Origin of the sequence: Methylocapsa acidiphila B2, from assembly GCF_000427445.1 — a bacterium.
Classification (GTDB): Bacteria; Pseudomonadota; Alphaproteobacteria; order Rhizobiales; family Beijerinckiaceae; genus Methylocapsa; species Methylocapsa acidiphila.
On sequence record NZ_KE386496.1, the window covers coordinates 340,166 to 354,719 of the forward strand.

Genomic DNA, 14,554 nt, shown 5'->3' on the forward strand with positions numbered 1-14,554 from the left:
CAATGCGAGATTTATTCGAGACGGCCGAGGCGCCGACGCGAATCGTCCTCGCCCCTGGCCTGATCTATGCGCCGGCCTATGTCGACGAGACGGCGCAACAGGCGCTCGCCGCCGATGTCGCGCAGGTCATCGCTGCAGCGCCCTGGTTTCAGCCGCGCATGCCGCGCACGGGGCATGCGCTCTCGGTCAAAATGACGAATTGTGGCGCGCTCGGCTGGGTTTCCGATTGCGACGGCGGCTATCGCTACGAAGCGACCCATCCCGAGACGCGCCGGCCTTGGCCGCCGATTCCCGAGCGCCTCTTGAATATTTGGTGTGAGATGGCGGACGATCCGCATCCGCCACAAGCCTGCCTGGTCAATTTTTATGACGGCAAGGCGCGCATGGGCCTGCATCAGGATCGCGATGAAGCGGATTTATCCGCGCCTGTCCTTTCCGTCTCGCTCGGCGATTCCTGTTTGTTCCGCTATGGCCCGCGCCGGAGCGCCGCCGCGAACCGGCTGGAGCTGCGGTCCGGCGACGTTCTTGTGCTCGGCGGCGCCTCGCGGCTCTATTATCACGGGGTCGACAAGGTTTTCGCCGGCGGTTCGTCGCTCTTGCCAGGGGGCGGGCGGATCAACTTGACTCTACGGCGCGTCATGCGGCCCTAAGGGGCGTTCCGACCTTTGATCGGAACATTGAACTTTCCCCTGCGATAGCGATTTCGATCCTGGCGGCAGCGCGGGGCGCGCGCGATTTGGCGACGGCTCGTTTACGCGTGTGGCCGCCTGCCGCCGATTTTGCACATAGGGCCGCTCCTCGCCGTGAGGCAAAACGTTACATTAATATGACGCGGGTCCAATGGACACAGGCGCGGGGAAATCAATCCTCGAGCCTATGAGCCGGACGCGACGATTCTTGTTTCCCGGGCTCAATCAGCGCGGAGGCGATGACCGATGATCGACGCCAAGAAAATCGAGGCGCATAAGGCTTCTAAAGATTTTATCAAGCAGCTTGCCGGCTACGGCTTGACGACGGCGGAGATTCTCTACCGTTTGCCGGATCACCCGCGCTTGCTGCAGACCTATATTTGGCAGGATTACGATATAGCGCCCGATTTTCCGACGCTGATCAAATTCCTGGCTTTCTGGAGACAGAAGCTAGACGGCCCGCTCCACAGCGTGCGAGTCGGACATTCCAAGCTCATCAAGCCGGCGGAGATCCGCGCCATCGACGGCGAGTTTCGGCTGCATTGAGCAATACTTGGACTCGCCCGACGGCGAAAGCCTGCGCCTTAGTTTTCAAGGGACCGCAAGAAGATCCATCGCGGTCTTGACCTCGACAGTCCGCTCTCGGCGATCGCGTGCAGGATAGCCGCCTTTATCGACATAGTTTTGGAAAATCGTGGCAACTGCCGCAAGGCGTCCAAATGGGCGGCGACAAAACTCGTCAAAGGCTTTTCCTCGCGTGTGGAGAGGCGGTGGAGCGATTTGGCCTGCGCCGGAAGGAGCTGAGGGAATAGCCGCCGCGCGTCGTCCTGTCGGACGACCGGCCGCAACCCGGACCGATGCTGTTTACGCGGGCGGTACGACGCCGCCACACCGCCCAGCGTCCTCGCAGAGTTCCGCGCGAATTCGAGAATCTTGCGGTTTCCGAGTGCCCGATCACCATCCGGCTCACTAGCGCAAGATAATTCGACGCCGGAACTGCGCCGCCGCGGAACCGGGCCGTCGAAACCTAGGGCGACGCCGATCGGGACTAGGGCGCGGCCTCGGCGGAAGTCGGATCGTTCGTCGCCATGACGGGCTGGGCGGCGACCGCCACCCAAGCGAACGGGCCAACGCGGCTTTTCAGCCTGCACGGCGTAAAACCGAGACCGGCTCGCGTCGCGCATCCGTTGCTCCACTCTATCTGTTTGGGATTGGCTTCGCTGTTCTGTCGGGGGCGGGTCCGCTCTCGACGCCTGGCTTGCCTTCGATTCCAGGCGCGCCGGCCGCGCTTGACGAGCCCCGATAGTCCGGCGACTCGCCGACCGATCGGCCTTCGCTTTGTTTTTGGATGGCTGGGCTCGGCGCCACATTCGTTCCCGCGGCCGGACCCGTGGTCGAGCCGGCCTCTTGCGCGCTGGCGGCGCCGCAAAGCGCAGCCGACCCTATGACGCAACTCATCAGCATGCGAATGAACATTTCACTCCTCCTTTGTCTGGCTGTCGCTTAGACTGCCCGAAGCAGAAGTTTAATTGGCAAGCGAGTTCGAATTTGAGGTTTCATTACCGAGATCTCGCGCGCGTTCCCAACGAACGTGACGCCCGAAGATTGGTTGCCGAGAAATAGACATTTTATCTATTCAATGCTTTACGGAGCCTGAGGCGAAGCAAAGCCTCAAAAGCATTGCGTGGAGCTTTAAATCAGCCGCAGGCCCTTCAAGCTCGCATGGCCATGCTTGCCGATAATCAGATGATCATGGACCGCGACCTTTAGCGGCTTGCCCACGGCGATGATCTGATGGGTGAGATGAATGTCGTCGGTCGAAGGCTGTGGATCGCCCGATGGATGATTATGAACCAGGATGATCGCGGAGGCGCTGAGCTCGAGCGCGCGACGCATGATCTCACGGGGATAGACCGGGGCGTGATCGACCGTGCCGACGCCCTGAACCTCGTCGGCGATCAGGACGTTCTTCTTGTCGAGAAAGAGAATTCGAAACTCCTCATGATCGAGGAAGGCCATGGTCGCGCGGCAGTAATCGACCACCGCCGCGAAGCTCGACATGGTGGGGCGTTTCTCGATCGCAGATTTGGCGAGCCGCTTCGCCGCCGCCTCGACGATCTTCAGTTCGACCACGGCGGCGTCGCCGAGACCGTCGATTTCGCGAAGCCGCTCCGGACGCGCGGCGATGGCCTCGGCGAAAGAGCCGAAGCGACCGATGAGGGCCTTGGCGAGCGGCTTGACGTCGCGCCTCGGCATGGCGCGAAAGAGGATGAGCTCGAGAAGCTCGTAGTCCGCTAGGGCGTCGGCGCCGCCCTTATTAAAGCGTTCGCGCAACCGTTCGCGATGGCCGAGATAATGCGGCGGCTCGCCAGCCGGGTCGGAGCTGGCCGGCGCTTTCGTCATGCGCCTTCCGCAGCGCCGATCTCGTAGGGTGGACGGTGAAGCCCTTTCGACGAAGCGGTGAACACTTCATAGCCGGTCTCGGTCACGCCGATCGAATGCTCGAACTGGGCCGAGAGGGAACGGTCACGCGTCACGGCGGTCCAGCCGTCGGAGAGGATCTTCACTTGCGGGCGGCCGAGATTGATCATCGGCTCGATCGTGAAGAACATGCCGGGCTTCAGCATGGCCCCTTCGCCGCGCCGTCCGTAATGCAGGATATTGGGCTCGTCGTGAAACAGGCGGCCGAGGCCGTGGCCACAAAAATCGCGCACGACAGAGCAGCGCTCCGATTCGGCGTAATCTTGAATCGCTGCGCCGATGTCGCCGGTCGTCGCGCCGGGCCGCACGACCGCCATGCCGCGCATGAGCGCCTCATAGGTCACCTCGACCAAGCGCTGGGCGCGGCGGGAAACCTCTCCTACGTAATACATGCGGCTCGAATCGCCATGCCATCCGTCCAGGATGAAAGTGACGTCGATATTGATGATGTCGCCGTCCTTGAGCGGCTTGTGGTCCGGCATGCCATGGCACACGACATGATTGATCGAGGTGCAAATCGATTTCCGATAGCCGCGATAATCGAGCGGCGCCGGATAGGCGTCATGCGCCATTGCGAAATCGAAGACCAGAGCGTCGAGCGCGTCGGTCGTCACCCCGGGGCGGACGTGTTCGGTCAGCATGTCGAGGGCGTCGGCCGCTAAGCGGCCGACCCGCCGCATTCCGGCGAAGGCCTCTTCTCCGTGCAACTTGATATGGCCGGTCCTGCGGCCGGCGACTTCGACGGCGTCGATGAAGGTCATTGGTCTCTTTCCGCGGTCGGCTCGCTGCGGCAGCCTTCCTTGCGCCTCGCCGCCATTGGCGAACGAGGCCTCGGAACGATCCCCATCGACTATGCCGAACGGTTCTCTGCGCGCCGCGCTCAATGTAAGCGATTGGCGCGCCGAAGCAAGAACGTGCGGCCGAAGGCTCGCCAGGTCGCCGAGCCGCCGTCACTGGCCAGGGCCACGCGCGTCACAAGGCCACATAAATGAATTTGTCTTTCTTCACAGCCGGAAAATTCTCGCGCAGGGCCTTGGCGATCTTGCCGACGAGCTCCTTGTCGCCCGCCGCCGACGGTCCGACGAAATCCGTGCCTTGGCTCCAAGTCTCGAAATAGCAATGCAGCGTTTCGTCATAATCCGCGCCGGTCGGGTTGGCGGACTTGTCCTGCAAGGAGGCGACGCCGTCCTTCGACACTTCCAGGCGCCAATCTCGGTCGTCTTTCACCGAGCCGATCAATTTGGCGAGATCGGCTTCCGACCAATCGCTCTTCAGGTCCAACGCCATGCTTTTCATCCCTTGCTTCGGCTGCGCCGCGGCCTCTGCGCGCCCCGTCCTCGAACAGGCGCACTCATGCAAAATCGGTGCAATGCCAAGGCAAGGGCGGCGGAAGCGGGGCGCTCCTTGATCGAGCGGGGAAATTAGGGCAAAGCAACGTCGGCGAGACGGTCCAATGACGGGTCGCGTCGCGTCGGTCCGATTTCGCTGGTTCCGTCACGAAGCGCGAGAGCGGCGAAAGCCCGAGTCAGCCTGGACTTTGCCCTCGGCCCGGCTTCCTCCAGCCTTCTGGTTTCGTCAAATATGCTGCCTTCCCTGCGCGTTGGGATTGCCGGTCTCGGCACAGTCGGCGCCTCTGTCGTCAAGCTGCTCGATCGTCAGGCCGAGGCGCTCGCGAGCCGGATCGGCCGCGGGATCTCCGTCGTCGGCGTTTCCGCGCGGGATCGCGCGAAGGAGCGCGGCGTGGATTTCGGGCGTTTCGCCTGGTTCGACGACCCGGTGGCCTTGGCGCGGGCCGAGGAGGTCGATCTCTTCGTCGAGCTGATCGGCGGAGAAGCTGGCGTTGCTCTGGCGGCCGTCGAGGCGGCTCTTTGCGCCGGCAAATCGGTGGTCACCGCCAACAAGGCGCTGCTCGCCAATCACGGGATGCGCCTTGCCCAGCTCGCCGAGGAAAAAAACGCCGCACTCGCCTTCGAGGCGTCGGTCGCCGGCGGCATTCCGATCGTCAAGACCTTGCGCGAAGGCCTCGCCGGCAATTCGATCGAGCGCGTCTATGGCATTCTTAACGGCACCTGCAATTATATTTTGACCCGGATGGAGCTCGAGGGCCTCTCCTTCGAGCAATGTCTGCGCGAAGCGCAAAGCCTCGGCTATGCGGAGGCCGATCCGACCTTCGACATCGGCGGCTTCGACACGGCGCATAAGCTCGCCATCCTGACCTCGCTGGCGTTTGGAACGGTCATCGATCCGGCGTCGATTGCGATCGAAGGCATCGCCTCGATCAGCCTCGCCGATCTCGAAGCCGCCGCCGAACTCGGCTATCGGGTCAAGCTCCTCGGCGTTGCGCAGCGCACACCGGAAGGCATCGAGCAGCGCGTGCATCCGACGATGGTGGAAAAGTCGTCCTCCATCGCGCAGGTGATGGGGGTCACCAATGCGGTGACCATCGACGCCGACGCCGTGCACGAATTGACTTTGGTCGGTCCGGGCGCCGGAGGCGAGGCGACGGCCTCGGCGATCGTCGCGGATTTGGCCGATATTGCGCGCGGCGTTCGCTCCGCGCCATTCGGCCTGCCTGTCGCCTCGCTCACCAAAGCGCCCCAGGCGCCCATGCAACTGCACAAGGGCGGCTATTATATTCGGCTTTCGGTGTTTGACCGACCGGGCGCGGCGGCGGCGATCGCGACGCGCATGGCGGAGCGGCAAATTTCCCTTGAGAGCATCGTCCAGAGGCGCCGGCCCGGCGCTCACGGCGCCGCGGCCGGCGGAAATATCGAACCCTCGGGCGCGGTGCCGGTGATCCTCATCACTTATGCGACGCATGAGAAAACCATCCGCCAGGCGCTGGAAGCGGTCGTCGCCGACGGTTTCTTGGCGGAAAAGCCGCAGGTCATACGCATCGAGCGCGAGTGACGGACTGTCTCGTCCTAGGAGTTCGGCGCCGAAGCGAGCTCGTGGCGTCCCATTATCGACCTTGGCGGGCGAAGGCCGCGATTTTCTCGCGTTGCGCGGCAAGCGGCGGAGGCCCTGCGGTTGTTTTGGTCGTCTCCTGTTCGTCGATGCGGAACTTGGCGACGAGTCGCGCGAGTTCGTCGGTTTCGCCTTTGAGCGAATAGGTGGCCGCGGTCGCCTGCTCGACCATCGCAGCATTTTGCTGCGTTAGCTGATCCATCTGGTTGACTGCGATATTTACCTCGTTGAGGCTGCCGGCTTGCTCCTTCGCCGAGGCGGCGATTTCCCCGACGAGCCTGTCCACCCCGGCGACCCGGTCGATGATTCTTTGCAGCGAGGCGCCCGTCTGCCGCACCAGGTTGACGCCGACGCCGACCTCGGCTGAGCTCGCGGCGATCAAGGCCTTGATTTCCTTGGCGGCCTCGGCCGAGCGTTGGGCTAAAGCGCGGACCTCTTGCGCAACCACCGCGAAGCCGCGGCCGGCGTCGCCCGCGCGCGCGGCCTCGACCCCGGCGTTGAGCGCCAGAAGATTGGTTTGAAAAGCGATTTCGTCGATCACGCCGATGATCTTGGAGATCTGCTTCGAGGAGGTTTCGATCTCGCTCATCGCCGCTACGGCCTGCCTGACGACGTCTCCTGAGTCCTGGGCGTCCGACTTCATCGTGGCGACGACCTTGGCGGCGTCCAACGCGCCGGCCGCGGTCTGCTTCACGCTGGCGGTTAGTTGCTCCATCGCCGCTGCGGTCTGCTCGAGATTCGCCGCTTGTTTCTCGGTCCGCCGCGACAAATCATCGGAGGCCTGGGCGATCTCTTCCGCTCCGCTCTTGAGGCCTTGCGAAGATTTCGCGACGGCTGCGATCGCTTCGCGCAGCCTGCCGACAGCTGCATTGAAATCGAGTTTGAGCTGCTGAAATTCAGCTGCGAGGTCGGCGTCGATGCGCGACGCAAGATCGCCGGCCGCGAGGCGGGCGAGAGCCTTAGCCGTCGCGGCCATGGCCTCCTCGGTCCGGCGCTCCGCCTCCTGCCTTGCCGCCTCGGCGCGGCGACGCTCTTCGTCGAGCGCTTCCAGATAGCTCGAGATCGCGTAATCCATATCCAACATGACGGCTTTCATGAGCGCCGATAGAGAGTGGGCCATGCCCTCGGGGCCGGACCGCGTCCGCTGCAACAGACCCGGCCATTGGTCCTTTACAAGCGCATGGATCAGGCTCTCCGTCACAAGGGCGTAGCCGCCAACGTACCACCGCGGCTCGAGGCCGAGGCGCGCATGCGTTTGCCCGATCGCTTTGACGGCCCGAACGTAGGTCTCGCCGTAATCGGCGGCGGCGATGATCTCCCAATGCTGTTCCTGGCGGCTCTTCGCGCTCGCCATATGGGAATCGTCGCGAAAAAACCTGCGCGTGTCAGGCGCTTCGCGCACCTTGGCGTAGAAGGCGCCGAGCGCGGGTCCTATGGCGGCGGCGATCAGCGGCTTGAGATCGCGCATCGACGCTTTCGTCTTCTCGTCGAAATTTAGAAAATCCAAACGTTGCTGCAGCGGATCTTGCGCGCTCATTATTTTTCCTGTCAGATCGTGTGAAATAGAATTCCATGATCGCCTGACGAGAAATCAGTCATGTAGATTGCGCGAAACTGTCGCTGACGGCTTTTGATCAGCCTCGCGCTTGTGCTGGAATTACCCCAAGGTTTCCTCCGGCCATGGCGAAGCCAGAGCCGGATGGAAAAACGGATCCTCGCGCAATGCTCCGAGCCAGCGAGCCTCGATCCAGCGTCGCTGACCCTCTGCGCTCTGCGCATCCGGGGCTGCGCGACGCGCGCCCGAGACGCGACCCAGCCGGACGCCCGGATCGATTTGCGTCGTCCAACCCTTGGCGGAGAGCCGCAAGCAGAGGTCGAGGTCGTTGTAAATCGTCGGCACATGCTCCGCATCGAAACCGCCGACGAGCATGAATTTCCTTCGGGCAACGGCGAGGCCGGCGCGGGGAACCGCTGAAACCTCGTGAGCACTTTTATCGCGGCCGAGCAGGTCGCCGCATACCGTCGCGAGGGCTGCGCCGACTCGGCGACGCTGATCTTGCGCGTTGAACCACAGTCCGGCCTGCCTAAGGCTCCCATCGACGTCGGAGATCAGGCCGCCGACGGCGCCGACATCTTGAAGCAGGGCGCGCGCGACGAGGCGATCGAGCCAATCCTCCGCGAGGATCTCCATGTCGTCGTCCAGAAACACGAGGACGTCGGCCTTGCGCCGCGCCGCGGCGGCGTTGCAGAGGGCGGAATCATTGATTGGCTCTGCGCTGTGGAGAACGCTGACGATGCGGTCGCCGCGAAATTTCTCGAAGAGCCGCAGAGCCGCCGGCTCGACGCTGCCGCCGTCGACGATGATGACCGAGAAATTATCGAAGGCCGTCTTCTCGAATATGCTTGCAAGGCAGAGGCTGAGCGGGCCCGCCCGATCCCGCGTTGGGATGACGAGCAAAGCCGCTGGATGACCGGCCGGGCGCGGCGCCGGCGCGGATATTCGCTCGTCGGCTTGCGGCCAGGGTTGAGAGCGGGTCAAAAGAACGCGCCGAAGGGCATGCGGCGCGAACGCGGCCAATTCGGCTGAGGCGCGGGTTTCTCCGTGATCGATGAACGAAGCGAGTTCGGCCTCCGTCCAGTCGCCGAAGATCCGCGCCCGTAGAAAGGCCGCACGGCCGAGATAAGGGCGACAGGCTTGCAGCGTGGGGCTCCATCCGGGTTTCAGAACCGGGATGAGCTTATGGTCCGCGCGACGAAAGTCTTCGTCAGCATAAAAGATCGCGGATGAGGGCGCGCGCGTAGCGGCCTCTATGACGGCCGCCAGGGCGAAGGGAGACAGAGCGTCTCCGGCCTCAAGCGCGGCGACGAGCGCCTCGGGCGGGAGCGCCCGCAGGGCGGCATGGGCCTCGCCGCGCGGCAGACGAAAAATGCGCGGCTCGCCAGCGGGAACCGAAATGCCGCCGTCCGCCGCCAGAATGAGGCGCCAACGCGGATAGAGCTGCGCGCGTAAGGATGTGATCAAGCGGGCGAGCGCAGCGGCGTCGGCCTGCTCCGCATCGACGATGATGTGGATTTCGAGGCTCGTGGTCCAGTCGTGGCGGGGCGCGTCGATCCCTTCGAGGTTGAAGGCCCGCGTGTGCGTCTCGCGCCAGGCGCCATAATTCTCGATTGGCTTCGCGTTCGATGTCCAGTCGATCTTGATGCGGTCCTCTCTGTTTCGGCCGAAATGGCCGGCGAGGACCGCGGCCAGCGCCGAGCCTGGCCGGCGACGCAAGCTGTTCGTGAAGAGGGCGCCGGATGAAATCCGTCTCATCGACTCCACCACGAAATCGAATCGGCCCAAGCGATTGGCAGGGCTCACGCTGATGCGAATAGTTCCGGGCGGAATCCTGCCCATCCAGAGCCCTGCTCCAGCGACAGGTCCGGTTGCGATCCGATCCGTCCAGACGCCGGTCGAGGTCCAAAATCGAAACACCGGCCGCGCAGGCTCGTCCCAAAGGCTTGCGCGATAGACGATCTCGACGAATTTGCCGGGCGCCAGCGCGGCGCCGGCCTCGATTGAGAGCCAAGGCTCGGTCGACATGGCGATAAAGCGCCCGCCGTGAATTTCGACGTCTTTTTCCGGCGCGAGGGCGAAGTTCGGCTTTTTCAAATCGCTTCCCATGATTTTGTCGTCGGGCAGGGCGGCGACAAGCGTCGCGCCCCACGTTGCGTGCCATGGGCGCGAGCCGGCCAGCTCCCGCTTGATCTGTGGCGCCGCAGCCTGCTCGGGCCGAAGGGAGGAGCCGCGCAATGCTTTTTTTGCCGCATCCGTGCGACATTGCAATGCCGTTCGCGACACTTAAAAAGTAAGAAGCAGATTTTGGGGTTTTCAATTTCCTGGGTCAGGCTCCGGCGTCGCCCCGAGAGCGCAAAAGGGGTCGCGGCGGGAAGCCGTGGTCCCTCGGAACCGCTTTAGCCATTTCGTTTGTCGCTGATCCGTAACGGGCAAGCGCAGCCGAGCGGGCCCGGAGCTGAAGTCTTGATGGGTCGGTCGGCGTTCGCGCCGGGATCGGCCGCCGCGATCATGAGCAAAGGACGCGCATGCCCTTCTTTCGCCGAGCCATCGTGTTGTTGTTCGGCGCGGCGATCGCCGTCGCCGCCGGGGTCGTCGTTCTTCCGGTTGCGGCTCTTGTCGATCCGGTCACGCGAGCGGCGGGCTTCGCAATCGCGGAGGTCGCCTTCTTCGCGCTCACACGGATGGACCCGGACGATTTGGCGTCCGCTGATCTCGGCGGCATTGTCCATTTCGCTTGGACGGCTTTCATGGCCATTTGCGTCATGCCTCTGGTTTTCACCATTTTGCTCGGCGAGATCGCCAAGGTTCGGTCTTTTTTTTGGTATGCTGGGGCGACCGGGCTGATCGCAGCCTCCACGCCCTGGCTCATTCGGGGCGCGTTTCACTCCCAAAGGGCGGCGAGCGCCAGTCCGGAAGAGCTGCGCTTCGCCCTTTTGTTTTTCCTCACCGGAATCGTGTCCGGCGCCGTGTTTTGGCTCGTCGCGGGCGGCTCCGAGAGCAGGCGCCGAAAGGAATCGGCCTAACCGATAGACTTCGCCCCTTCGTTGCACGTCGGAACCGTTGCAAAGCTTTGCGCGGGACCGGTTGCGGCGGGCGCGGGCAGGCATTATGGTCCCGCCGCGCCAGGGGGCCTCGAGCCTCCGAACGATGCGGCGTTTGGGGCGTAGCCAAGTGGTAAGGCAGCGGATTTTGATTCCGCCATCCGGAGGTTCGAATCCTCCCGCCCCAGCCAGACATTCCGCCCATGCGGAGACTTTCTCCTGCTTGCGCGGAAGCGGCGCAAAGTCAAAGGCTTGTGCTACCCGAGAGAGTCTCTGCGGCGCAAATGAGGCCAGTTCGGGCTGGCTCAAGGCCGATTTTGGGGCTCCGTCTCTGACGGGCGTTTTCGAATCTCCGGGATTTTTGCCGCGCCGCGCCTGAGACCGGTTCGTTTTGGGCGGAGACTCGGGTTCGCGGCGGGGCCGCGCTGGATTAAACCGAGTTCGACAGGCGATGCGCTCGATCGAAGGCGGGCAGGGCCGATCAGAGGCCTCGCGTTTGGAATCGACTGGAAACTTGGCGGTTCGCTGCGTTCAGCGTAGCCCGAATCGCTGCTCCTGCTCCGCCCAATTGAAAGGCAGAGAACGAACGAGCCCGCTCACGGTGACGCTGGCGGGAACATCGCCATTGGCGATTGCCGCGACGATGCGCGGCGACAGGAAGGCGAGCGGCGCCAGGAAGCGGATGTGGCGCACGACCTTCTGTTCACGTTCGGCGAGCTCTTCGAACGATTGAACGCGCCCGTCCATCAGATCGTTCATCCAGGATCTAGCCTTGGCGATCGCGGTCAGCAGAACGTCCCGATCTCGGGGATCGAGATCATGCGACCCAGGCAGATGGACGACTCCCTTTCGACGCCTTGCGACGGGTGGCGACCAAGGGATGCTGAGCAAACGTTCTGCGTCGGCGCCTCCAATCGATGGCTCGATGTCCGAGATATAGCTCTCTGCTTCTGACCTCTCGTTGTCTGAACGCGCCGCGCGCTTAGCGGTGCGGTCAGTAGACTGCTGTTTGAAGCAAGCCTCGGCTCGCAACGCATCGCCGTCGTCATCCCGCTTGTCGTTCAAGGTGATCTCGATCGCGCACGGGCGCAGAACGACGCGCGCGATGCAACGCGCGATCAGGTCACGATCGCTGTCCGGCGACGCTGCCGCGACCGTCGAGGCGCTTGTCTCTATCGTCGGTTGATCGCGCGAGCCCGCGTCGGCGTGTCGATTGACCGTGTGATCTGGCGCCTCGACGTCTCGCGCGGCGATCGCCCGACGGACAGAGTCGACGACGATCGCTTCAATATCCGGTCCGGATACGCGGGCGACGGATCCGACCTCTGCTCTTTGTTTTTGCAGAAGCGCCTGAGAGACGTAATAGCGATAGCGCACGCCTTTCTTATTGGCGTGGCTGGGGCTCATGGGATTGCCGCGATCGTCGAAGATCAGCCCTGTGAGCAAGGAAGCCGACTGCGTGCGGCGCATTTTTCGCCGCACGGCTTGGCCGGCGAGCTTTTCCTGAACCGCGTCGAACAGCTCTCGAGCGAGGATCGGCGCCTGCTCGCCCTTATGGACCTCGCCGCGATAGGCGACCTCGCCGATGTAGAAGCGGTTCTTCAGAATATGCGCCAAAGCTCCAACCATGAAGCGCGGGGCCGCGATGGTTCTGGCGCTGGCGAGCACCCGGGGCTTTGGCTTGACGCCTTCCGCTTCCAGCGCGGCGGCCAGGTCTTCGATCGAGCCGAGCCGGAGATAATCCGTAAAGATCTTGTGGACGAGATCAGCGTCTTCCGGCGCGACCTCGAGCTTCTTGCCGATACTGCGATAGCCGAGCGGCACAGGTCCCCCGACCCAGATCCCATTGCGCTTGGAGGCCGCGATCTTGTCGCGCACCCGCTCGCCGATTACCTCCCGCTCGAACTGGGCGAAGGAGAGCAGGACATTGAGCGTTAGCCGTCCCATGCTCGAGGTCGTGTTGAAGGACTGCGTGACCGAGACGAAGGAGACCTCGTGATCGTCGAAGATCTCCATCAGCTTGGCGAAGTCGGCGAGCGACCGGGTCAAGCGGTCGACTTTGTAGACGACGATAATATCGATGTTGCGGGCTCGGACATGTTCCAGCAGGGCCTGCAGGGCAGGGCGCTCCAATGAGGCGCCGGAGAGGCCGCCGTCGTCATAGCGTTCCGGAGAGAGTCGCCAGCCTTCATGCGCCTGGCTCTTGATATAGGCCTCGCAGGCCTCGCGCTGGGCGTCGAGGGAGTTGAAGGCGAGATCGAGATTATGCTCGGTGGATTTGCGCGTGTAGATCGCGCAGCGCTGAGGTTTTGGGGTTGGCGCCTTCATCCGCGATCTCCCGAAGCCCTCAAACCCGACGCTTCTTTGGATCGCGGTCGGACCGCGCCGCGGCTTGATCGCTTTCCTCTCGTCGTCCTAATTTGCTGCTCTGCATACGGTCCGGCCTGCGTCCGCTCGTTTGGCCCGCGTAGGCCAAAGAACCGCGGTCCGTTCCAGCTCGTGCCCGTGATCTTCCGAGCGATGGCGGATAGGCTGGGATAGACCTGCCCCGACCAATAGAACCCGCCGGGCGCGACCATGATCTCGTGGATCTTGCCTTCATGCTCGCGAACAATGATCGAGCCGATCTTCAGATGGCGAACCGGCTCGGTCCCTGGCTTCGCCAGCGACGTGAGAAGCCGGCGCAGCTGCGGATCAAGTCCGCCCAGGCTCTGCTCCTGGAGTCGATAAGCGAGGGCGCGGGCGATGAGGCCTTTGGATAGAGCATCCGGCGCGGGACGCCCCATCGTCTCGCGCCAGAGCGCACGCAACCTCTCGACGTTCATCGCCGGGATGCGATCGATCTCGGCGACGAGGTTTTCGACAGCCGATTGTGACATCGGCCGTCGATCCGAAACACGTGCGGCCATCGCGTTAGGCCTCGATCGCCGCCGCCGGCTTTTCGACGATCCGATAGAGCGAACCCTTGGCCTCATCGCGGACCCGCTCGACGGCATATCCCCTCTTGCGCAGTCCGGTCAGCGCCGCCCGCGTCGTATGCGGCAACCAGCCTGTGGCCTTGATCAAGGCGTTGAGCGAAGCGCCATCATCCTTGGAGAGTATTTCGACGATCATGGCTTGCTTGGAGCCTTGGCGAGGGACGCCGTCGGTCGATCGCTGTTCCGGCTGCGAGGCAGCTCTGGCCTTCGGCGCCTTCCCGGCGGCGCTGGGCCGGGCCGACTTCAGAGCTGAACCACCGGAGGCCATCGCCTCGTCTTCGGCTCCGATCGCCTCGCGGCCAGCGCGCGTGATGACAAGGCTAAAGTTCTTTCCATCCGCTTCGCGCCAGATCGGCATTCCCGGCTTCGATCGAATCTCCCGCATGAGCTTGCGCGCGACGAGGCTCGCGCCAAGTTTCGCGGCTGCCGCCTTGCCCATCCCCTGCGGCGCAACGGCGACGCCATCGTCCCGGGCGGCGGCTTTCGAGAGCGCGATTAATTGATTATCTGTAAGCTTCGGCATGCTGTCCTCCTTCGCCAATGACAGCATCCGCTGTCACCGACGCGACCCCGCCAGTGGCCAAAAGCCGGCAGGGTGAAGGAGGTTGGCGCGTTATAAACCGCCCGGGTCGTCGCCTGACGACGCCTAGCAATGCTCCGTTCGGCGCCGAAGTCCAGTCGCAAAGCGAGTCGTTTGGCCCGCGCTGCGCGCAAAGGTACCGCGGCAAGATCGCGATTCAATCTTTAATGCAGCTGTCGGTTTTGCTTAAGAACTTCAATTTGAATCGCTTAGTTAAAAACGCCGTGCTCGATTTTGCCTTAGCGATTCACCTGCAATCT

Annotated in this window: 13 protein-coding genes and 1 tRNA gene; 5 read left to right on the forward strand and 9 right to left on the reverse strand. The window is 63.3% G+C overall.

Annotated features, from left to right (window positions below; genetic code table 11):
- The first annotated feature begins 2 nt into the window (after positions 1-2).
- Positions 3-650, forward strand: coding sequence for an alpha-ketoglutarate-dependent dioxygenase AlkB family protein (locus METAC_RS0102820; RefSeq protein ID WP_051335327.1), 648 nt, complete (start codon positions 3-5; stop codon positions 648-650).
- 285 nt (positions 651-935) lie between these two features.
- Positions 936-1,235 carry an usg protein gene (locus tag METAC_RS0102825; protein ID WP_051335328.1) on the forward strand — a complete coding sequence of 100 codons (300 nt, stop codon included), beginning with the start codon at positions 936-938 and terminating at the stop codon, positions 1,233-1,235.
- Positions 1,236-1,886: 651 nt separating this feature from the next.
- On the opposite strand, the gene METAC_RS22050 is transcribed toward METAC_RS0102825, so the two are convergent.
- The 4 genes from METAC_RS22050 to METAC_RS0102850 all read right to left on the reverse strand — a co-directional run bounded on the left by METAC_RS22050 (position 1,887) and on the right by METAC_RS0102850 (position 4,457).
- The gene (locus METAC_RS22050) at positions 1,887-2,165 is read right to left on the reverse strand and encodes a hypothetical protein (protein ID WP_036255242.1); all 279 of its coding nucleotides are present in this window, start codon (positions 2,163-2,165) and stop codon (positions 1,887-1,889) included.
- A 216-nt stretch (positions 2,166-2,381) separates the two neighbouring features.
- Positions 2,382-3,092 carry a RadC family protein gene (gene radC / locus METAC_RS0102840; RefSeq protein ID WP_026605872.1) on the reverse strand — a complete coding sequence of 237 codons (711 nt, stop codon included), beginning with the start codon at positions 3,090-3,092 and terminating at the stop codon, positions 2,382-2,384.
- Entirely contained in the window at positions 3,089-3,931 is an 843-nt protein-coding gene (gene map, locus METAC_RS0102845; RefSeq protein ID WP_036255890.1) for a type I methionyl aminopeptidase, read from the reverse strand. The genes radC and map overlap by 4 nt, the downstream gene beginning before the upstream one ends.
- Before the next feature lie 211 nt (positions 3,932-4,142).
- A complete protein-coding gene (locus tag METAC_RS0102850; RefSeq protein WP_026605874.1) occupies positions 4,143-4,457 on the reverse strand; it encodes a hypothetical protein in 315 nt (104 codons plus the stop codon).
- 294 nt (positions 4,458-4,751) lie between these two features.
- On the opposite strand from METAC_RS0102850, the gene METAC_RS0102855 reads away from it, so the two are divergent.
- A complete protein-coding gene (locus METAC_RS0102855) occupies positions 4,752-6,080 on the forward strand; it encodes a homoserine dehydrogenase (protein ID WP_026605875.1) in 1,329 nt (442 codons plus the stop codon).
- Between the two features lie 52 nt (positions 6,081-6,132).
- On the opposite strand, the gene METAC_RS0102860 is transcribed toward METAC_RS0102855, so the two are convergent.
- Positions 6,133-7,674, reverse strand: coding sequence for a globin-coupled sensor protein (locus tag METAC_RS0102860; protein ID WP_026605876.1), 1,542 nt, complete (start codon positions 7,672-7,674; stop codon positions 6,133-6,135).
- Positions 7,675-7,794: 120 nt separating this feature from the next.
- Complete coding sequence (locus METAC_RS0102865; RefSeq protein ID WP_026605877.1) at positions 7,795-9,930, reverse strand: glycosyltransferase family 2 protein; 2,136 nt, start codon at positions 9,928-9,930, stop codon at positions 7,795-7,797.
- 290 nt (positions 9,931-10,220) lie between these two features.
- Here METAC_RS0102865 and METAC_RS0102875 point away from each other — a divergent pair, with 290 nt between their 5' ends.
- Both METAC_RS0102875 and METAC_RS0102880 read left to right on the forward strand, forming a co-directional pair.
- Positions 10,221-10,718, forward strand: coding sequence for a hypothetical protein (locus METAC_RS0102875; protein WP_026605878.1), 498 nt, complete (start codon positions 10,221-10,223; stop codon positions 10,716-10,718).
- Positions 10,719-10,852: 134 nt separating this feature from the next.
- Positions 10,853-10,927, forward strand: a tRNA-Gln gene (locus tag METAC_RS0102880).
- Between the two features lie 340 nt (positions 10,928-11,267).
- Here METAC_RS0102880 and METAC_RS0102885 read toward each other — a convergent pair.
- From METAC_RS0102885 to METAC_RS0102895, 3 genes are read right to left on the reverse strand one after another with little or no spacing between them, the layout of a single operon-like run.
- Positions 11,268-13,064: a recombinase family protein gene (locus METAC_RS0102885; RefSeq protein WP_026605879.1), complete on the reverse strand. Its 1,797-nt coding sequence runs from the start codon at positions 13,062-13,064 to the stop codon at positions 11,268-11,270.
- Complete coding sequence (locus tag METAC_RS22055) at positions 13,061-13,615, reverse strand: DUF2924 domain-containing protein (RefSeq protein WP_051335329.1); 555 nt, start codon at positions 13,613-13,615, stop codon at positions 13,061-13,063. Before METAC_RS22055 ends, METAC_RS0102885 begins: the two co-directional genes overlap by 4 nt.
- Before the next feature lie 34 nt (positions 13,616-13,649).
- Positions 13,650-14,237 (reverse strand): DUF3489 domain-containing protein, encoded by a 588-nt coding sequence (locus tag METAC_RS0102895; protein WP_245257413.1) that lies wholly within the window; start codon positions 14,235-14,237, stop codon positions 13,650-13,652.
- Positions 14,238-14,554 lie beyond the last annotated feature (317 nt).